24 protein-coding genes are annotated in these 19,671 nt (G+C 45.0%); 19 read left to right on the top strand and 5 right to left on the bottom strand.

Annotation, left to right across the window (positions count from 1 at the left end):
* The first annotated feature begins 53 nt into the window (after positions 1-53).
* The 7 genes from FIU95_RS20745 to FIU95_RS20775 all read left to right on the top strand — a co-directional run bounded on the left by FIU95_RS20745 (position 54) and on the right by FIU95_RS20775 (position 3,531).
* A complete protein-coding gene (locus FIU95_RS20745; RefSeq protein ID WP_152456549.1) occupies positions 54-338 on the top strand; it encodes a hypothetical protein in 285 nt (94 codons plus the stop codon).
* The gene (locus FIU95_RS20750) at positions 338-637 is read left to right on the top strand and encodes a hypothetical protein (RefSeq protein WP_172975512.1); all 300 of its coding nucleotides are present in this window, start codon (positions 338-340) and stop codon (positions 635-637) included. The genes FIU95_RS20745 and FIU95_RS20750 overlap by 1 nt, the downstream gene beginning before the upstream one ends.
* A gap of 11 nt (positions 638-648) precedes the next feature.
* On the top strand, positions 649-1,056 hold the full coding sequence (locus FIU95_RS20755) for a hypothetical protein (RefSeq protein WP_152456551.1): 408 nt from the start codon (positions 649-651) through the stop codon (positions 1,054-1,056).
* Between the two features lie 9 nt (positions 1,057-1,065).
* Positions 1,066-1,650, top strand: coding sequence for a hypothetical protein (locus tag FIU95_RS20760; RefSeq protein WP_152456552.1), 585 nt, complete (start codon positions 1,066-1,068; stop codon positions 1,648-1,650).
* A gap of 208 nt (positions 1,651-1,858) precedes the next feature.
* Positions 1,859-2,722: a hypothetical protein gene (locus tag FIU95_RS20765; RefSeq protein WP_152456553.1), complete on the top strand. Its 864-nt coding sequence runs from the start codon at positions 1,859-1,861 to the stop codon at positions 2,720-2,722.
* On the top strand, positions 2,706-2,942 hold the full coding sequence (locus FIU95_RS20770) for a hypothetical protein (RefSeq protein ID WP_152456554.1): 237 nt from the start codon (positions 2,706-2,708) through the stop codon (positions 2,940-2,942). Before FIU95_RS20765 ends, FIU95_RS20770 begins: the two co-directional genes overlap by 17 nt.
* Positions 2,914-3,531, top strand: a complete 618-nt coding sequence (locus FIU95_RS20775; RefSeq protein WP_152456555.1) for a hypothetical protein — start codon at positions 2,914-2,916, stop codon at positions 3,529-3,531. The genes FIU95_RS20770 and FIU95_RS20775 overlap by 29 nt, the downstream gene beginning before the upstream one ends.
* A gap of 64 nt (positions 3,532-3,595) precedes the next feature.
* On the opposite strand, the gene FIU95_RS20780 is transcribed toward FIU95_RS20775, so the two are convergent.
* The 3 genes from FIU95_RS20780 to FIU95_RS20790 form a co-directional block, all read right to left on the bottom strand.
* Entirely contained in the window at positions 3,596-4,378 is a 783-nt protein-coding gene (locus FIU95_RS20780) for a thioredoxin domain-containing protein (RefSeq protein WP_152456556.1), read from the bottom strand.
* 110 nt (positions 4,379-4,488) lie between these two features.
* Positions 4,489-4,971, bottom strand: coding sequence for a hypothetical protein (locus tag FIU95_RS20785; protein ID WP_152456557.1), 483 nt, complete (start codon positions 4,969-4,971; stop codon positions 4,489-4,491).
* A complete protein-coding gene (locus FIU95_RS20790) occupies positions 4,961-5,875 on the bottom strand; it encodes a hypothetical protein (RefSeq protein ID WP_152456558.1) in 915 nt (304 codons plus the stop codon). The genes FIU95_RS20785 and FIU95_RS20790 overlap by 11 nt, the downstream gene beginning before the upstream one ends.
* Positions 5,876-6,232: 357 nt before the next feature.
* On the opposite strand from FIU95_RS20790, the gene FIU95_RS20795 reads away from it, so the two are divergent.
* From FIU95_RS20795 to FIU95_RS20825, 7 genes are all read left to right on the top strand, one after another.
* Entirely contained in the window at positions 6,233-6,748 is a 516-nt protein-coding gene (locus FIU95_RS20795; protein WP_152456559.1) for a hypothetical protein, read from the top strand.
* 10 nt (positions 6,749-6,758) lie between these two features.
* Entirely contained in the window at positions 6,759-6,974 is a 216-nt protein-coding gene (locus FIU95_RS20800; RefSeq protein WP_152456560.1) for a hypothetical protein, read from the top strand.
* Positions 6,975-7,915: 941 nt separating this feature from the next.
* The gene (locus FIU95_RS20805; protein ID WP_152456561.1) at positions 7,916-9,016 is read left to right on the top strand and encodes a hypothetical protein; all 1,101 of its coding nucleotides are present in this window, start codon (positions 7,916-7,918) and stop codon (positions 9,014-9,016) included.
* A 465-nt stretch (positions 9,017-9,481) separates the two neighbouring features.
* Complete coding sequence (locus tag FIU95_RS20810) at positions 9,482-10,078, top strand: hypothetical protein (RefSeq protein WP_152456562.1); 597 nt, start codon at positions 9,482-9,484, stop codon at positions 10,076-10,078.
* A 48-nt stretch (positions 10,079-10,126) separates the two neighbouring features.
* Complete coding sequence (locus FIU95_RS20815; protein ID WP_152456563.1) at positions 10,127-10,528, top strand: hypothetical protein; 402 nt, start codon at positions 10,127-10,129, stop codon at positions 10,526-10,528.
* Positions 10,529-10,531: 3 nt separating this feature from the next.
* Positions 10,532-11,110 carry a hypothetical protein gene (locus tag FIU95_RS20820; protein ID WP_152456564.1) on the top strand — a complete coding sequence of 193 codons (579 nt, stop codon included), beginning with the start codon at positions 10,532-10,534 and terminating at the stop codon, positions 11,108-11,110.
* Between the two features lie 10 nt (positions 11,111-11,120).
* Positions 11,121-12,314 (top strand): DUF1173 family protein, encoded by a 1,194-nt coding sequence (locus tag FIU95_RS20825; RefSeq protein ID WP_152456565.1) that lies wholly within the window; start codon positions 11,121-11,123, stop codon positions 12,312-12,314.
* Between the two features lie 870 nt (positions 12,315-13,184).
* On the opposite strand, the gene FIU95_RS20830 is transcribed toward FIU95_RS20825, so the two are convergent.
* Positions 13,185-13,715, bottom strand: coding sequence for a hypothetical protein (locus tag FIU95_RS20830; protein ID WP_152456566.1), 531 nt, complete (start codon positions 13,713-13,715; stop codon positions 13,185-13,187).
* 726 nt (positions 13,716-14,441) lie between these two features.
* Here FIU95_RS20830 and FIU95_RS20835 point away from each other — a divergent pair.
* From FIU95_RS20835 to FIU95_RS20855, 5 genes are all read left to right on the top strand, one after another.
* Positions 14,442-15,326, top strand: a complete 885-nt coding sequence (locus FIU95_RS20835; protein ID WP_152456567.1) for a hypothetical protein — start codon at positions 14,442-14,444, stop codon at positions 15,324-15,326.
* 69 nt (positions 15,327-15,395) lie between these two features.
* Complete coding sequence (locus FIU95_RS20840) at positions 15,396-16,544, top strand: hypothetical protein (RefSeq protein ID WP_152456568.1); 1,149 nt, start codon at positions 15,396-15,398, stop codon at positions 16,542-16,544.
* A 133-nt stretch (positions 16,545-16,677) separates the two neighbouring features.
* On the top strand, positions 16,678-17,088 hold the full coding sequence (locus FIU95_RS20845) for a hypothetical protein (protein WP_152456569.1): 411 nt from the start codon (positions 16,678-16,680) through the stop codon (positions 17,086-17,088).
* A gap of 24 nt (positions 17,089-17,112) precedes the next feature.
* Positions 17,113-17,298 carry a hypothetical protein gene (locus FIU95_RS20850; RefSeq protein WP_152456570.1) on the top strand — a complete coding sequence of 62 codons (186 nt, stop codon included), beginning with the start codon at positions 17,113-17,115 and terminating at the stop codon, positions 17,296-17,298.
* Positions 17,299-17,972: 674 nt separating this feature from the next.
* Positions 17,973-19,043, top strand: coding sequence for a hypothetical protein (locus FIU95_RS20855; protein WP_152456571.1), 1,071 nt, complete (start codon positions 17,973-17,975; stop codon positions 19,041-19,043).
* A gap of 101 nt (positions 19,044-19,144) precedes the next feature.
* Here FIU95_RS20855 and FIU95_RS20860 read toward each other — a convergent pair whose 3' ends face one another.
* On the bottom strand, positions 19,145-19,669 hold the full coding sequence (locus FIU95_RS20860) for a hypothetical protein (RefSeq protein ID WP_152456572.1): 525 nt from the start codon (positions 19,667-19,669) through the stop codon (positions 19,145-19,147).
* Between the last annotated feature and the right edge of the window lie 2 nt (positions 19,670-19,671).

The following is a 19,671-nucleotide window of genomic DNA, read 5'->3' on the forward strand; positions in this document are numbered from 1 at the left end:
GGCGCATTGGTGCTCATCGCGGCTTATTTCTTTAGATAGCCTGAGGAATTCGAGTGAGCAATATTGTTCATGTTGACTTTAGTGCTAGGAAATCTGAAAGGGCATTCAGCGCTGACGTGTACTCCTATTGCATGAAGAAGTACCGGTTCCAGGTAGTGGCGGCGTCCATCACTGAAGCCTATTGCGCATTTGTTGCGGAAGCAGTGATTCATGGTGTCAATGTAATTCGATGCATTGCTATTTACTTCGGGTTGGCTGACCAGAGGGATAAGCGACAAGTACCTGCCAGAGTGTGGCAGCAGCTCGACCCTGTTGCCGGCCGGCTAGTAGAGTATTGATGATGGACTGGTTTCGTTCTCCAAAGTCTTTCCCCTACATTGTCGTCGCTACGGCAACATTCTTGATGTTAGTCATACTCAAATCTGGTGAGCATGTATCCATCACTTTCCCGTTACTACTTTTCATGTCGGCAAAGCTGAGTGTCATTTTCGGCTCAGTGGAAATCGGTCTCTCCTGTATTGGCCGCTATGAAAATAAAGAAGATATATATCGAGCAATTAGCAGGGCAATTTCTGCCTTTGGGATGGCTATGTCTTTTATGTTGTTAATTGGGGCTTATGAGGCAGCTAAGGCTTGAAGGAGGAAACTTTGAAACTTATAAGGATCAGCGAGATAAAGTCAGAAGCTGTGGGTGATCGCTGGCTCTATCAAGTTCTTGAGCACCTGGATACGTTCACATTACTTGAATGTCGAGCTAAACAGAAAGTCTCTTTAATAGACATTACACAGACCCTTATCCTCGATCATTTTGATGAGGCAGATAATCCTGCCTTACTTCTACATCAAATATTGAACTCGGAATGTGAGTTTAAAACACTCATTGTTGTATCAACTATGTCGGAATTTGATAGTAGTTATTTATCCAATTTTAATTTTGATATGAACATAGGATTTGGTGGTGATCCAAATTCGCCGAGCGCACTTAACACTTTACATGTAGATGATCTTGATGTGGCAATACGCCTGGTGAGAAACAGCTTGCGGCACGCAGCTTAAGGGGGAGATATGAGCGATGACACGGCACAGTTAATAGAGGAGGTGAATACCGAGAACCAGAGTTCGGTTTCCTACAACGATGAAACGGTTATTTGGGAAGGTAGGCCCTCACAATGGGTCAACATCGGCTCATTTCTTTGGTGGGGAGCATTCCTAGTCGTCTCCACTGTTCTGTTAGTTTTTTGGCAATCTGGTCTGAACGAAGGGTACAGCCAGGTAATTACTGAAGCTGTTTACTGGGCTTTTTGTGGCCTTGTGGGGTTGTCGATATTTAGCCTGGTTTACGCATATCTATCAGTTCGTTACGAGCACACAGTCATTACGCGCAATAAAATCAAAGAAGCTAAAGGAATAACGAGCATATTCCGGCAGGAGCTCTTCTGCGAAATCAGTGACATAAAGGATATTCACAGCCCACCAGCAGGGCTGCTGGGTCTTATCGGTCTTTCTACATTGGTCATCGAGACAAACGATGATGATCAGCCAATCATAAAAATAAGAGCAATTAAAAATCGCAATCAGTTAATTGAAATGCTCCTACCGATTTGGCGCAAGCTGAAAATAGAGCGGAAGGGGTACTTTGGAGACCGCTAATGAAAAACACAAAGGACATCGTAATGCTTGGATGCTTAATGATTTCAGGACCATGCTTTGCGGGGCCACAAGATCAGCATAAACCAGAGTTAGGAATTTCAATAAGAAAGACAGACATCGAGTTTGTCCAGGAATATCACGATCACTTAGACCGAGGGATATTTAGGCACCATTTGGAGTCCTATTGGACAGAAGATAGAGGTGTTTAATGAAACTGGTAATGATTATTGCGGTACTAGGCCTATCTCTCATTAGTTCTTTTGCGATTTCAGATGAGGATACCTCAATCTCGGGTAAGGCTTTCCCTGAGGTTACCTTTGATAAGGTACAGGAGATATTTGGCCACAACTTAGACACTGATGACACAGTACTTAAAACGTTGCTCCTGGCCATAGGTATGGATCATACAACCACCAAATCTCCAAACGCCAGTCAGCGTATTGGTATCCCCTACATTATCCATGATGGACCTGCTTATTGGGTTCGTCGATTACAATCCGGGGATAATTCATTAGAGGTACTCGTCAACAATGCGCTTTTGCTGCTCTATACCATAGAGAATATACCGAAGGCGAAAGAGACAGCTTTTATCTTGTTGAAAGCATCTGCAGAGAAAGGATACTGGCCAGCAGACTACTACATCGCAGAGGTTAATCTGGAGGAGCATTTAACACAGGATTATTTAAGCGCCACACCTTCTACAGGTTTGATGGACAACCCCACCAAGACAATTGCCAAAGATACGATGGCTAGATACAACCGCTGTGCAGATATGGGGTTTGCGCCGTGCCAGTTCCGAATTGGGTTCTGGTTGTCAGGGTCACCAAAGTCCCTTAGTGATGGGCTAAATATACTCAGAGCCGCAATTCATACTACCAGGGCGGACACGCGTTATCAGGGAGTTCTAGATGGTGCCATGATTATGGCGGCAAGGGAGATAGTCTTTAAGGGTAAGCAAGCTGGTATAGATAGCGTTGTTCGGGAGGAGTATGCCAATTTGATCAAGCAACAGCTTGCGGTTCTTTCAGAATCGGGTAATAGAAGGGAGGATGGCTTTGCTGAAGATAAATGAGGCGGTAGAATCGAGTAGTAAGGTAGTGTTGTACCGGTACGGTTTCTATTTAGATCCACAGCCCAATGACCCAGCTTTAACAAACCTGGTAGAAGCGGAGTCACAGGCAAAGAGATTGTCCGCTGAAAATGATGGTATACCGGTTGCAATTTGGGATGATGCCGATAAAACTCTGAAGCTATTTGCCGGATATGAAGATTTTATTCCCGTTGACCTCTAGGCCCTTGGTGGCATGGTGTAAGTATGTTGCTTACGCGATTGGGTTATCAGTTATTGTGATAGTGCTGCTATCACTCCTTGCCTCGTACCACATCAAGAAATTGCCAACCGAATTACCATCATCAGAACAGCAGGCGATGATTTCAAAATCTAGAATCCTCATATGCACTATCGATAAAGATCTATGCGATGCGATAGATTTCGGAGAAATTGATTTTAGAGTAATCAATTTGCCGTTGTATTTTGATATTGGTAAAGGCCTATATTTGTCCCATTCTGCACTTTCGAATAAAATGGATTCAGGTTACAGAATAATTTTGACTAATCATCTCTTTGACGACATTTCTGCAACTACGGTATTTATTTATCATGAGTTGCAGCATGTAAATATTTCCGACTTCAGCTTATACGATGATGGCGGAAATGAGCATGATCAATGTCTTGATCATAATAGGGTTAAGGAGAGAACAACTGAGTTTGCTAAAAAGATGGATCTTCTGGTGAATTCCAAGGAAGGCCTTGAGTTAAACATTAAGGGCCTCCCAACGGACTATTCAAAGCTATACGGTAACACGGCCAAACGTTGTTAAATTATCAAGTCTTCACCCTGAGCAACTTAGTTTGGGTAAATTTGAACTTCATTATAGGAAAGTGCTAGTTTTGAGTAAGGATTTGCTGAACGGCTTGAAGTAGTTGCTCCGGCGTCCGATAGCCTTTCAAGAGATAATCCCTGCCGGTTTGATTGTCCAAAATACGAATAGCAGGCGTTGCGCTGATTCCAGCACGGCGGCCATCCTCATAATCTTGGTTGATTTTTGCTTTATGATCATCTGAAGCAAGGCAGTTGCCGATAAGGCTACCGTTGAGCCCGAATGACCGTACATACTCAGGAATGTCACCAAGGCCTTTGCCGTTGCCTTTTGTATCTTCCATGAATCTCTCAAGGGCTATCCAGGCGGTGCGGTTATCATAGTACTCCTTCACGCACTCAATAGCCTGGCTTTCAATAGCCGCTACTGGGTTATGTCCTCCAAGCGGAAAGTGTTTGAATTCCCAATTCATAACCCCTTGAGAGTGATCCACGACTTGCTTAATGCTCCCGTGCATTTTTCGGCAGTAGGGGCATTCAATATCGCCATACTCCTGGAGTGTAATCCTCGAATTAATCTCACCATAGATAAGGCGGTTGTCCGGCGTAGATGCCTGTACTAACTGAAATTGCTCTTCCAAACTAGACAGGAATTCCTGGGCTTTACGCTTCTCTAGGGAGCTCAGTCGGTTATCTACCAGTGTGATTACATCATTTTCAGAGAGTGTACTCTGACTGTTTATCGTTGCCTTCAGCGCTTCTACGGTGTTGTAAAAATATGCATTAGAAATGGAAAGAGCTGCGGACAGTATAACTAAGCCCACAAGTAAGGCAGATTTGGTTTTCATGGTGCGCCTCAAGACTAGAATCTATCGGCACTGTAAGTGCATATACCAGGCTGTGGCAGGCTTTATGGGTCTAACAGCTATGACCCAATCGCTTTTCAGTCTGCGATTCCCTAATTGCTTGGTTTATAGAGTGCCGCAGCTCCTCTCAAGGCAGTAACCAGCAGGTTGCTGTCAGTCAACGCTGTTTGTTTCAGTAGCTGCGAGAGGATCAGGCTCGATACTTGGAACGTCTGACCAATGGGAATAGGTAGCGCAAAAGCATTGCCACTTCCCTGGGTAGCCGAGACATACAATTTGTTAGGTTGGCGATCGATGACAATGCCCTTTCCACTTCTTTTGAAGTGAGCTTTAGGTAGGTACCCAAGGCAGACGGCGGCCATGATCGGAAGCTCGGTATCGCTCAACTGGATGGTTATCTTGCGAGCCCAGATGACATTTTCGCCTTGCCTTGGAGCAACATCAAGATTTACCGTATGCCCTTGAGCCACCCCCCTGACCAATAGAGGCGTCGCTTCGACTGTTAGAGCCGCGCTGGAGCCAAAGCATCGGACTTTTGGCTGATTTGATGGATGATTTTCTGGTTCAACGTGCATAGCGGTGTAGATTCAAAGACGTAATGAATGCCTGCTGCTCGATGCCAGATTCTCTTTGTAAACGATCAAGGTCCTCTCGTTTACCTGGGTTTTCTCGCCATAGTTTTCTAGGCATACGCTCCTGCTGTGCTATGACGATGCCAGAGATAGGGCACGACTTCCGGATAACTTTACCTGCCTCCTTGTAGGCGTAATTCGCTCGAAGTTGATTAGCAAGCTGGGTCTTCCGAACGAGTATTTCTCCAGGGTTACAGCGACCAAGTAGATCCAGAGCTACTTTAGAGTTTTCGTCGGATAACTTCTTGGCCATTTCAACCGCTTGATCCACACTCACCTTCTGAGTGCGTGTATGGTTGGTTGCCCACGTCCAACTGAAGACATCGAGACTTGGGGGCATTATCCGAATATTTGCATAGCAACGCTTAAGGTCAAGTGCAGTGATACCTGCCGTACTCATCGCTTTTTTTAAAGCAGCAGACCGGTATCCATCTTCTTCAACCTTATTCCGAATCAATGTGGAAATCCGTGAGACAGCTGTGTCTGTTTGCTTCTGGAATTTGCGAATGGCCATCACGGCGTCTTTGAAAGCGACTTTCGCAGTATTTAATTGGTCCACTGCGGTCACAGTGTTTGGCGAGGCACAAACTATCCCGGCTTCAGGTATGCTCTCGCTCTTATCTATGATGAATAGCTGGGTCATGGATTTTATCGCAGCCTCCCGAGCATCATATGATACGTGGTCCTCTTCGTTGAACCCAAAAGTAGGGACATAAACCGGGTACCTATCCTGATCACTTCTTACTGAACCCTTAACAACCAGGCATGCTTCAGCCAGTGCCTGATAGGTTTCATACAGCTCAAGTACTAACTCAGTCGGAAGGATTACACTATCTGATTCATCCATACACTTATCCAAGTTCACCATGGGTCTGGCAAACCATGTCAAATTAATATTAGATATAGAATATCAGACACTGCCAAACAGGCTAGCGGTGCATCCCTAGAGAATTTAAGAGGTGTTGTTGCGAGCATACTAGAGTCCGTTGTGGACTAGGTTATTCTTCCATGGACAAGCAAGATTGGTCGAAAAACCCTCTCAAAAACTCCATTCCCCTTTTCTCTCAAGCATCTTCAGTCAGCAGTCTGCAATCCATACCTATTGATAATTGACTCTGCGGTAGCCACAGATGGCCATTACAATGGGCCGCGTTGAATCGGTTAACTGCTCGCAATTCTGGAACATTGAAGGAGGAATGCCTTTATGCTGGCCACTCACAAGGATGCGGAAGAACGGTACACCAAGCTCAGACTTGCAGTACTTGATGAAATCAATAAGGATCTTCATTCAAGTCTGCCAAACTTAAGGGCAGCTCTCATAGATCAGTCTGCATTGTTAGAATCTAAACGTTGGGAGTCATCTCCAAAACGAAGGGTAGAGTGGGATTGGACTGAAGGCTATAACGCATTCCGATATCGTCATCCGAAGCGATTTGAGATGGCACTTTGGAATAACAGGCAATTGGCCAGTTTAAGCTTAGGGCGGCCCACCTACCAAGGCACAAAGCTTCGACTCGACTTCATCGAGGGTAATCCAGGCAATGCGAAGGATATCCGTGTATTCGAATATACCTTTCTTGCCATGGCGGGTTATGCTGAGGTTCTAGGAGCCAAAGAACTGCGCGTTATGAACCCGATAAATGCAAGTGTACGCCAATACTATGAACGATTCGGCCTTGTGTACGTGCCAAAATCTGATTACCTGTTTGTAAGGCTGTAGAGTGCTTCCTATGAGCGAAAAAGTTAAACACATCAGTGACGTGAAAAAGAAGAAGGGCTCGATTTCAGACGCCATTCGACGCGCAAAGCAACATATCCGGAATGTCGGGGCAGAAGATATTTCCGAGCCAGATGGCTTTGCGTCGGGCGACATGAAGAAGTTTCTAGAAGATCCAAAGAGTTACGAAAAGGAAGACGATGATGACCAATCAGACAACCAAAAATAAGCCTTTAAGTAATAATGAGAAACAAACGCAACCACTTGCTGGTGAAGTCGATCCGAAGAACGCCAAGGTACAGGTGTTTCTTGCCTTGCAGAAGGCCAAGCGTCGGTTCTCTGTAGCTAGGTGACTCCCCCCTGTATTCCTATCAGGCGGAAGAGGGGGGCTTGAACCTTGGCTTCGCTTAATGGTGGATTCCTGCTGTACCTTCATAACCCACCCCCCGCATCCAGCCGCTGTTTCTACAGCATGATAGCTACCTAGTAGTAGCTTCGGGGGCGCCAAGGGTGGTCAATCTCGGTATCAACAACACTGGCGCCGCCTCAATACCTGTAACTGGAAGTATCTCCCCCCTCCCTGCTGTTCCGATAGTGCAAATATCAGAATATTGCCGCTAATCGGGATACATCAAGCGAGAGTAAATCGCCTGGTTGCGTCCAAAAATCATGAATCCGACATCATTGTTCAATACCGGGAGGTTCACTTACTCACCACATGGAAACAGTATCTTTAAGCACTTCTATACCAGATATGACATAGAGAACCTCTATTTGAGCCACTTTTCACCTCACTGCCAAACCGAACCGACGCCTTCATTTACCTTACCTTTCCTTTATTTTCCTTCTGTTTCCTTGGCACACGTTAGGCTACGCCTACGGTGCAAAAAGTAAGCGATAGAAGAGGGTACAAGTTGCCTTCTTCGAAATAAGAAGGATGGGGGAGATCACCCACGAAAGGCGATATCTGGTATAAAAGTGCTATTAATATTGGTCTTAAAGGTCATTTGATAACGTATAATATTAATTAAATCAATGAGTTATGGCCCCAGGAGAAAAAACACCGATATTCACTGGACTTGAATTACGCACAATTACCTCTAGAATGCGTAATTACGCAAATGGTGCATAAAACCGCGTAACTTGTAACGCTGAATTTGAGGTCATTTTATGGAAGGGTGGCACTATCCTAGAACGGAACTGGCTGAACAGTACCTTGGCTTATTGGCACTTGGTATCAATTCGAGCTTGGCAATCATAGCTCCCCGACGCAAAGGCAAGACACTCTTCATTCTTCAAGATCTCGCGCCACTGTCGCAGAAAAAGAACTACATTCCTGTCTATGCCAGCCTCTGGCAGAACATCAATGCGCCGCATGAAGGGCTGATTGCAGCCCTGGAGGATGCCATCGCGTCATTTGATAAGAAGTCAACTTTGAGCCGGTTGCTCAATACGAAAATCAAAAAAACCGCAGTAAGTAACGAGCTACTGGGGAAGATGGAAGTGGAGTTTGCTGATAATCCCAGTAAACCAACCAGTAAAGAGCTAGCTTACCTCGATCAGCTGCTCAATATACTGGTGGAGAAATCGGGGAAAAAAACTGTTCTGCTGCTGGTTGATGAAGTTCAGCACCTCTCTACATCCAGTCAGTTCGATCCGCTTGCTCACACCCTGCGAACCATGCTGGACAAACGCCAGGGCAAGGTAAAAAGCATATTCACAGGCTCCTCCAGACACTATCTGGATCTGCTGTTAAACGAATCCAAGTCACCATTCTATCATTTTGTTGAAGAGAAAAAATTTCCCGATCTCGATGTTTCCTTTATAGAGTTTTTGCGTGAGAAGCTGGCGAGGAACCATCAGATCACTATTGCCATTCAACCACTATGCAAAGCCTTTTCAGACTTGGACCAATCGCCATACTGGATGATGAAGCTCATTGCCCAAATGATCACCTCCAAGGCCTCGGTAAAGGACTCTCTTGAATACGTGCACCAGCTCATGGAAGCTACAGAGGATTTTGAGGGAATATCTAAGCGGTTGAAGCCCATCGACAAGCTAGTATTTTTAGCTCTATGCCAAGGTGCAAACCCTTACTCGAAGGAGTTAATGGCAAAAATCGATAAATACGCGGGCGTCAAAGGCGTACCCTCAAATATTCAGCGCGCCATCAAGCGTCTCTCGGAAGCCAATTTGATCAGCCAAATTCGGAAGGGTGGGTACAACATTGAGAAGCCCGGACTAAAACGCTACTTGGAACAACAGAACTAATAAGAAAGGATTAGCCGATGCAGACAACATTAAAACGATGGTTTACCGACAGCTGCACCGGACATCGTGGACAATGCTAACGAGCTAAAGAACTGCCAATACCTACATCCAGGGAGGACCGTAGAAGTTGAGTGCCATATTAACAGCAAGGGTTTGGTTAAAAAAAACGACAAACTGGCCCAAGACCCATCGAGAACAACCAATCAACGCCACGCGCAACAGTATCCCTTCCAAAAAACGGCTTATGGTAGGTACTAGCGCTAGAAAAGGGTCCAACCTCAATGATCCTTTTCTCCTTGGTTTCCATTCATCGACCAGGATAATCCCACGCTACACAGGTCTACCCAAGACTTCCATGTGCAGGTGTCTCCTGGCTCGATGCTCATTCAGCAACTCAGCATGCCCGGTTGCTAGTTTGTCACCTCGTAGTAACGTTAAGTAAACACTCTTATTAGGAGAACACTCATGAAACTATCTGCATTTATTGGCTCTCTAGCCCTGATTGCCATCGTGAGCGGCTGTGCGTCCAATCAGCACGTCTACTCATCAGACGGCAAATGCCTGACCTGCTGGAATAATCCGGTTACTGGCAACCCCATCAATCACGATGGAAATGCTAACCAGAAGAAGGCCACACAGGAGACCCAGGTAGCAAAGACAACCACTACCGACACCACCGTGGTAAATACATCTGTCAATAAGCCTACTGAACACAAGATCGTATTTACCGTACCCGTGAATGTTGATCTCGCATTCCTAAAAATTAAAAAGGAATTCAACTACCAAACCGAACAGGAAATTCGCCAGGAATGGGGCAGCTTGGCCGACACTAAGATGCAGACTTTTGCCTATGCCTATGGCGCAACGCCTTCTCTGTACTACCACATGCGAGCACACCGAAACCACGACGGGATTATGGCTGTTATTGACAGCCAGATTGAAAAGCAAAGCGATAAAGAGAGTGCAATCACAATTACCTATTGGCTAACTGACAAGTCCGTGAATGCCACTCAGTTTGGAGAATCTCTGAAAAAGCGTACCCGAAGGGCATTAAGTATCTAGTGGAAGAGGGGGGGGGGGAACCCTTCCTCCCAATTTTTGGAGTGATCAATGTTCAGAATAGTAGTCGGCTTCATACTTGGAGCTATTTCAACCTTCTACATTTTGCCATTTATTGAGTCAGGAACAGGAAAGCTGCCTAGACCAGATATAGGGGGCATATTCTCTTCTGATAAAAATCATCACTCATCAAACATTATTAACTCAGTACCGCCTTCCGATTACCGTCAAAGCATTAATCAAAAACTTGATGCAGATGTTATGACGGCAATTTCCGTCACTAGAACACGGTCGCTCAATGAACAGGCCTCCAGCTATGTGGTAAAGCTCATTACCAACTTGATTGAACAAGAGCCTGGTATACAAACATTTGTCCGCGAAAGACTGGATAATGGAATTACCAACAGGGAAGCACTGGAGATCTTCGAAAAATACTACTCGGTTAAAGGATGATGCATGAGGGCGCTTATTGAAATCAATGTCTTTGGTGGAAGCACTTTATTAACTACTCTGAAAAAGTATGAAGACCTGCCTACAGGGATTTACTCCGATCGCCCGGTGAGGTCGCTGATTAACCTCACACCAGGTATCCAAGCCAATATAAAGCTCCAGATAGAAACTGTTTCTCTGAACGAAGACAACACTTTACTTCTGGTCAGCGATAAACGACTTCAGGTAACTGAGCTTCTCCAGACCCTGGGGGTGCAGAATTTCGTGACCTTTATCAAAGATGCAGAGCGTCATGGTTGGGTAGTGGAAAAGTACGTTGACGGTATCAATCAATACTTCCACTTGGATCACAATAACCAGCCGATGTCAGCTCATACCATATTTTCTGAAAATGTACTTACGCTTTTTCTCTTCCTTCTGATGGCTGCAACGCCTGCATTCACTCTGAAGTTTATGAATGCTAGCTTTATTTTACCAGGCCTTTTCTGGCTATTTGCACTCTTCTTGGGGCTTACATCAGTCGTGTACTTTCTCTCTTTCAGTATCATGCAGTATATGAGGACGAGAGGGGAACCAATATTCTAAGGCAGGAAAAATGTCACAATACTCCATCGGCGATTGTGTTCTCGAACGTTCAAACCCACTATTTCAAGAGGCTTTGGCCAGCACTTACAAATCCAGAGAACGCCCCTTATGTCTCTGCTCTTCTCCAGGCATCCCCATGTACATAGCCCGCACTGGCGATAACAGCTATGTGCTAAAGAGAATGCCAAACAGCAGCCAGCAACATCACCCGGATTGTGAATCCTACGAGATCCCTGCCGAGCTCTCCGGACGCGGTGCTGTCGAGAACAAAGCTATCTCCGAAGATCAGGAGACCGGGCTTACCAACCTAAAGCTGGATTTCTCGCTTTCAAAAGTCTCATTGAATCGAACGATTAACAAAGGTGAGACTAAAGAACCTACTGTAGTCAAAGGTGACCCGACGAAACTCACCATTCGATCGCTTTTCCACTTCCTTTATGAAGAAGCGGGCCTAAACAGATGGGCGCCGAATATGGAAGGTAAGCGCTCATGGTATGTGATTAGGAAATATCTACTTCAGGCAGCGCAAAACAAGGTCACCAGAAAGAACTCCTTAGGTGAAGCGCTGCTAATTCCAGAGCCGTTCTCTGCGGATCACAAAAATGAAATTGTGGCTAGGCGAAGACAATTCCTTTCCAAGTTGAAAAAGCAGGGCAACAAGCAGTCTATGGGCATTCTCATCGGTAAAGTGAAGTCCATTGAAGAAGCTCGTTTTGGCTTCAAGATGCTCGTTAAACATATGCCCGATACTCCAGTGTATATGGGAGAGGACGTTTACAAGCGAATCAACAAGGCATTCTCCACTGAGCTTGCATTCTTCTACGAAAATGAATCCATCCACTTATTAACAATCTGCACTTTTCTATTAAGTGCGTCAGGAAGCCCACAAGTGGATACCATTTCATTTATGGCCGTGGATCGTAATTGGCTTCCCTTTGAAAATATTGAGGAGCTGGAGCTTCTTGAAAGGCTTTGTACAGAACGTCGCCACTTCATCAAAGGATTGCGATATAACCTTGGATCATCTGACGTTATCGCCTCTGTACTATTAACCGATACGGAAGCTAAGCCTACTGCTGTCTACCTGGTCCCCGCTGGGGCCGCGGAAAGCTATTACAACGAACTTCATGCTGTAGTCAATCACAGCGAGCTACCAAGTCAGGTCTTGGATGTTAACCGGGAGGAGACTCTTAGTGCCATTTAAGAAGAAGGATATTAAACGTCCAAGTAAGGTACCTTTGAAGCCCGCTATTCATCCCTGAATAGCAACCTTAAAAGGCCCACTGGATTCAACCGTCTGCGGGCCTTTCTTCTAAACCAACCGTTGCTAGCATCTACCCAGTAATGGCAATACCTACAAGAAGTTTGGATCATTCACAATCGATAGAGTAAACATTGTTGATGCTTCTGTTACCACGCCAGTGCGGCTTTCCAGATTCTAGGAGCGGTCAAAGTGTGATGTTGAAAAAACATAGTAAGATCCGCTCAGGAATGTTCAAAGGATTGATTTGTACATGTTATCTGGCTTATTCGCTTCGCGCCAGCGCCCCTATATATAGCGCCGTCATGATCGCGATAAAGTCGCTATCGACTTTTGTGGTAGCCACCTCATCTTCAGCCTATTGCCCGAAGCCTTCAAGGATGGTTTCGCGGACTTGATGATAATTTTGGAGTACCAGCTGTTTTTGTTTCGGATAAATAATGTATATTTCTACCTATTAAATCATAGATTCTCACAATAACCGACACACTTGGCGATAGCGAGAGAGGCCAGCTGGCTGTAGGCTAGAGCAAGCTTCCACACAAACAAGCCAGGAACTACATGGGAACCCGTACCAACCAGCGGGCCTTGAAAGAACGATACAAGATTGAGGCCCTTAATGGGCAGAACTATTCAACCTGAGCCATTGCACAACACCACCATAGTCTCAGCGCTAGCCGCTACCATGGCGACGCCCACCCTGGAAATGGACAGAAGCCGACGCAAGAGGCGGTGATCAACCGTCACAAAATCAGTTCCGATGCGCTAGAGGCGAGCCTTGCCGGACTGATTGCGGAAGATGGTTGAATCGCCTCAAGACTCTATTGGGTGCTTTCGATAATGACTGAAAGACATCATTAGTAAGAGACAGGTTTGCTGGGCTATTTTTATTGGAGAGCGAATCAGGATAAATACAGGAATGATGGCGGCTAGAACAAAGCCAATGGTTAGTCTGTCTGGGTTAAATAGGTACTGATAATCGAAAATATTCCCCTCGGTTAATTTCTGGCAACCCACTAATACTGCAAAGATATAATAGAAATTTGCATTGATATTTTCTGCGTGCTCCTTGATAGCCTCAGGAATTGATGTCTTACCTTTAATTAGACAAAATAAGTGATAAATCACCTTTATTAGGCAGGAAACTAGTATAAATATTAGAGCGAAAATTATTGGAAGCTTGTCTGGGGCTGGGGTGTCAATATTGAATAGATATTTGAAGTCAAAGATATCTCCTTCGGTACATATTTGTAAAATAAGTACAATAAAGAAGATATAGGATAATTGTGTGATCGTTATATTTATATGTTTTTTTGCTGAATCTGAAACAGATAATTTTAACATTGCTTTTTGATTTCCTGTTATATAAATCCGAAACCTTGTATTGATCCATCTTATAACTCTCGGCTCTTAGTTTTATGAAGTATTTATCATTAAATCTGCGAGATAGATCACAAAATAACTTCCTTCAGAAGGATGGGAGGTTAAGAGTGTATATAACCGCGTTGACACAAATGCATATATCAACAAATGAATGACAAACGAATCGAAGCAAATGGCCGACACCACATGAATTGATACTTCTCACTAGATACAGTCTTTATGGCTATCACTTGAAAAGTGTAATGTACAAAACAAAAAATTATTTCTATGGGTAGCAAACGTCCCTGTTTCCAATAGAGTCTTTTACTGGAAATAGGAAAATCGTACTAATTCGCAAGGGAAATAGCACCCCATAAGCTCGTCGGGCCTGGAGGCTTGATAAATACACCACGCCTCAAGTAAGATGCCTTTGTCGCCCGCTATTCATCCCCGAATAGCAACCTTGAATGGCCCGCTGGTTCTCAACCGTCAGCGGGCTTTTCTTTTAATACATCTGTTATTAGCATCTACCCGGTAATGGCAATACCTTCAAGCAGTTTGGGCCATTCACAATTGATGGAGTAAACATTGGTAATGCTGATGTTACCACGCCGGTCCAGTTTTCCAGATGCTAGGAACTGTCAAAGTGTGTTGTTGAAAAAAACATAGTAAGATCTGCTCAGGAATGTTCAAAGGATTGATTTGTACATGTTATCTCGCCTGTTTGCCTCGCGTCAGCGGCCCTTCATCCCTCGTCTTCACGAGCGTGAAACCATTACAATCGACCTCTCCGGCAGCTACTTGACCTTCAAGCTACCGCCTAACTTCTGTCATGACAGTTTTGGTGATTCCAGCCAGGAGCCGCCGCAAAGCGTCAACATTTTTGATAACAGCAATTACGTTGATGATAGTGGCTATGAAGACTGGAAGCGCGAGGGAGTAGCCAGCCAGACGCTAATGAAGCGCAGCTGGGAGTTGTTTGGCCCCATCTGGCGTGAGCGCCCTATTGGCACTATTGATTTTGTGCTGACATTGAACCGCCACGACAAATTGCCCAGCCATATGAGCTGCTTTAATCCGCAGCACTTTGAGCAGGTCATAATGCGCAATCTATATTACTGGGGGCCCTGCCATCCCGACGACCATGTACAGAAAGCCCCTGTTAATTGGCAGCTGCGCGAGCTGGATGGGGCAACCGCGATATTTTTTGAAAAGCATGACGATCATCCCCCACATCGCTTGGAAGCAAACCCATATTACGATACCTATTTTTCCAGCCGCTTATTTATCCCTCTAAACCAGCATCATTATATTAGACTTAATTTCCGCTATCTGGGCTATGCGCCGGTAAAGCCTTGCCTAACTGCAATGAATGGCATCCGTGATGCGGTCTGCGATAGCGTCTCTTTACAACTCGGTATTGATGCTCAGTCACAATTATCAAAAGCGCGGCAGCAGTGGCCAGAGGCCAGGGCTAGTAATAAACGCGGAGTTGAAGCCTGGACTTATCCCGAGTGGCACCAGGGGGGAGAGTTCGGTGGCGACATTATTATCACCAAGCCCGGCAGTCCACCACCAACTTGGCAGGCGTAAGATTTTAAAGCGTACTCGATACCCAGAAAACACCATTAAAAATTGATACTAGCAAGGCAAGGAGCAGCTATGAGAGCAGGCAGTGTCGCCTGGAAAGCCATTGTGGAGCAAGGCGAAAACCTCAATATCAATCGCAGTGTCTATGTGCTCAAGCAGCACTACCCTATGTGGGATCTACTCAAGCGCGAACACCCCGGCAACTACTACAAAACCAGTTTGGTGCGGGCTGTTTACAGTTTGGCGATTACCCCCGGTGGACGTGAAAACAACCTCAGTGCTCTAAACTTGGACGGAGCGCAGATTAACTACCAGATAGATGCCGATGGTGATGTCCTGATTTACGGCTTAAACATCGATAGCTCTATTTCAGCTCCTGTCGCGGACCAAGCTACAGGCTTATATCGTGTGAGCAGGAAGGAGGACGAGTGGAAAACTGCCTCACATCGGCGAAACAGCATGGACCATAGCCATCACTGGAATAATGCGCATTATGCAGCCGTCAGTGGTAAATTTGACAGTAAAGAGGAGGCGGGCCGGCTGCTGATTACGCATATTGCCAATGCCTATAATGGGGCACTGAATTCCCACGACTTATCCGGTAATGGGAAGCACTACTCCCTCTTTTGGCAAAACGGCCAACATAAAGAAGTGCCTAACAGTAGGGCGCTCACCGCACTCATCCAGCAGGCTCAGGCCAACAATGCCCGTATCCACTGGCTAGTACATGGCGAAGGCGCAGGTACTTTCGTGCAAGCTTTACAAAGCTTAGCTAAGCAGCCTGGCATCAATGCCCTGGTGGCAAAGGAGAATAAACTCTCTCATCAGAGTGTATTTTTCTCCAACCCACGGGGAGACAACACAAGCAAGAAGGACCTAGAGAAATTCTGCGAGGCCGCTGGAATGCATTTGGTTGGGATTAATATCAATAGCTTTGATATGAGAAATTCCGATGCGCTACAAAACGTGCGAACAGAAGCAATTCTCATATTCGCCAAGTATGGTATTGGCGGCACGGTTACTGCTACTGGTTGGGACGATTTCGAGCAGGCTCTTGACCATTGGAAAGCCGCGCAAGCCACGCTGGCAGTCATTGGATTTAGTTTGGCTGGTTATGTTTTGGGCAAGGACGCACTGTCCAAAAACGGTGGTTTCGCGCGCAATATACCAAAAGCAGTGAACAATACCTTGGGCAACGGTAACAAGCACTGGGCAGCGTAATGTAATTTGTCTGAGAAGGATTTAATCCTATGAATGGGACTAGTGTGGGCCAAACTATTGGTTTCTATTCAAATGCCGAGGCTAGTCCTAAATCACCCACCCAGTCGGGCGGGGAGCAGTCGCAGGCCTTGCCATGTTAATTAAAGCTGATGATGACCAGTTCTTCGTACTTCCTGACGATATCGCGGAATCAATAATATCTGACCCAACCATTGATCCCGCAATGGAAGGCGTACCAGATGCCACTTCCCAGGATGTTAATATATTGGTGCATTTTTGTCTGGGTCTCATGATGGACGCCAAGCTCACACTGGAAGAAAATTTTCAGAAGATACGTGAGGATTTCGCTGGTCGCCGTCAGGCCTCCGAAGAAAACCGGTTGAAAGCTAGGCGGCTCATTGAAAAGTACAGCAATGAAATTACCAAAGGCCAAATTGGCGTTTGCAATGTTGAAGATGTTATTCAGACCAAGGAAGAACAAGAGGCCATTTTAAGGAACCGATATCCCGACTGGGGTAAGTTACCAATTAATAATGAAAAATGATTTTCATAACACAGGGAATTGACAGTGAAGCACTTAGCGCTAGTTACCGTGCTGGTATTACTCGCAAGTACCGCCAATGCGGGAACCGCTTTTCTCAAGCGGAACTATATCTCCGGCCTGAATAGAATCTGTGTCTACGACCACCTCGGCAGCGAGGTGATCATCACCATCAAGAGCACGGAAATCTGCAAGGTAACGGTCCAGATCTAGTTGCCTACCTTGCGCCCATAGATCCGGTTGAAGTGGTCTATCTCTGCTTCAGTTCGTTATTCCCAAAAAGACATATGAAAGGCTTTTATATAAATTAAAGTTATGGAAAGTGTATTGTACAATACACTTTGGCTTACTTTTGGTTATATGAGATAGGTTTCTTATCGCTTAAAATCAATAAAAGAAGAAAAAGCGCGACCTTGAACTAACAAATGTATTAAAAGAAAGACCCGCTGACAGTTGAAACCAGTGGGCCTTTCAAGGTTGCTATTCGGGGATGAATAGCGGGCGATAAAGGTATCTTACTTGAGGCGAGGTTTATTTGCCAAGCCACCAGGCCCGACGAGATTAAATATCCAATGGTGTCTACTTGAAATGGAGTAGGCCTAAATTCCGCGCATAGAGTTACCCTATCTATGCCCCCCCGAATCGCCCTTGTAACTTGAAGTCACAAGGAAAATCAATGACTTGCTATGCTTTACACCCTTCTTTAGTGATGTGCAATATTCTCTTCGATTTTGTCAAACAGCTAGGGATTTACGGTTCGTAGAATGCCTGGCAGGGCGAAACCGTAAGTTTCTGTTCAAATTCTCCTTCCATGCCTTGTTGCTTCAAACTGATTCTTAAAATATATTTGGATTCGATTTGAATCCAAATATGTTTCGGAGCTTGCTATGAAGAAGGTTAAGCTGTCATTGTTTGATATTTTGGCGCGCCTTGGTAGTAGTGCGCCTACTAAAGTGGACTTGCCGCCAATTGATCCTACCGAGGGGCGAGTTACACAGTCGGTTCGGTTTCCTCCCAAGGTACGGCAGTGGATTAATGCTCATGCGGAACATTTGGGGGTCAGTGTGCAGGACTTTATCTCCCTTACTATGAAGGGCGTGATGGAAACAACTAGTTCACCTCAGACAGATGAATTAGATACGATGGTTATGCGCTTTTTTTTGTTGTTTGAATCTCATGGGATTGCTACAGCTGATATTCCTAATTTCTTGCCTCCTAATTCGATTACTCGTTCGGAGCTTCGGGATACCAACAAGATTATAGATTTGATGGATGGCCCTGTTTTTGAGCATCTTCAGAAGCTTTTTGGTATTGAGAGAGATTGGTTAAAAGGTTCTTCTGATTGCGCTTATAGATCTAGGCAATTCTATAAGAACCTACCTGCAATTTTATCGGAAATCACAAGGTATAAATTAAAAACAGGTAATAGCGTCAATGTGTTGTTTTTAACGCGATCTGGCGTTGAGTTGGCAGAGCTGGCAAAAATTAAAAATGAAGATTGCGAAACAAACGACTATGAATATATTCATATTGTTCTGAAGTTCGAAAAGAGGGTTGGTAGTCAAACTATCGCTACTTATCAGCTATGGGATAGCTTGCCATGGGGCTATTGGCGCTCACGGTATCATGCTAAGGCATTAATATATTTTTGTGATAAGACTCAAAACTACACAGCTGCATACAGTCTCAGTCAAGAAAAATTGAATGACTTTATCTGTGGTAGAGCGCTGTTTCCTGGCATTGAAAGGCATGGTAACCGTTGGTTATTAGATGAATTGGCCTGGGATGATGATAGGAATCCTGAAAGAGATGAACTTACGGCTATTAAGAGATATTTTAAGGAGCAGGGTGGAGAACCTTATCTGAACGCTATTCGACACCCATACCCGCCAAAGATTAAAAACTATGATGCTTTTCTTGCAGGAGCTGAGCCCCTGAGAATAGACGAGAGCGATTAAACGCGTACTTTATCGGCTTATTTTTGATACCTTTGCGGTTCATTTCCAATCAAAAGCTCCATTACGGGGCTTTTTCTATTTATAGAATGAAATAGCTTATTTCATTGTGCCTTTACATAATTATCCACGATGGACTGAATACTTTCAGGATTCAACACAGGGGACTCTGAATGTGCAACTATCAACTCCAGAGGGGAGTCGAGGCTTGCTCTATCTATGAGCACGAGAATATGAGGCTTTTTCGTACCATCTGTAGAAAAAGCTCTATCGGCAAATTCCTGCCACTCCGGCAAACTCGGTAGAGCCCTGATAGCAAGTTCCATCGTGTCTTGTTTGTGCTTGTTGTCAAAGGGCATGTCTGGATCAGCGATGACATCCCAGGCCAGCACAAAATGACCCCAGTGAACGATCTCTGGAGAGCCTTTTTCAGGGATAGTCTCTTTGCTGCATCCAAAGAGTGTAATACCAGATTCTTTACTGTCTATTAGATAAAAACAAACCTCAGAATCAACCGATGAAATATCGCAGTCTATATCCCAGCCAGAAGCCACAATCTTCTCCTTCAGCGCCTCTGTTTGACGCTTTCTATTCAGGTGGGCAGTAAAATCTATGACTCTAGCAGGCATAT

The sequence above is a fragment of the Microbulbifer sp. THAF38 genome (assembly GCF_009363535.1).
Taxonomy (GTDB): Bacteria; Pseudomonadota; Gammaproteobacteria; order Pseudomonadales; family Cellvibrionaceae; genus Microbulbifer.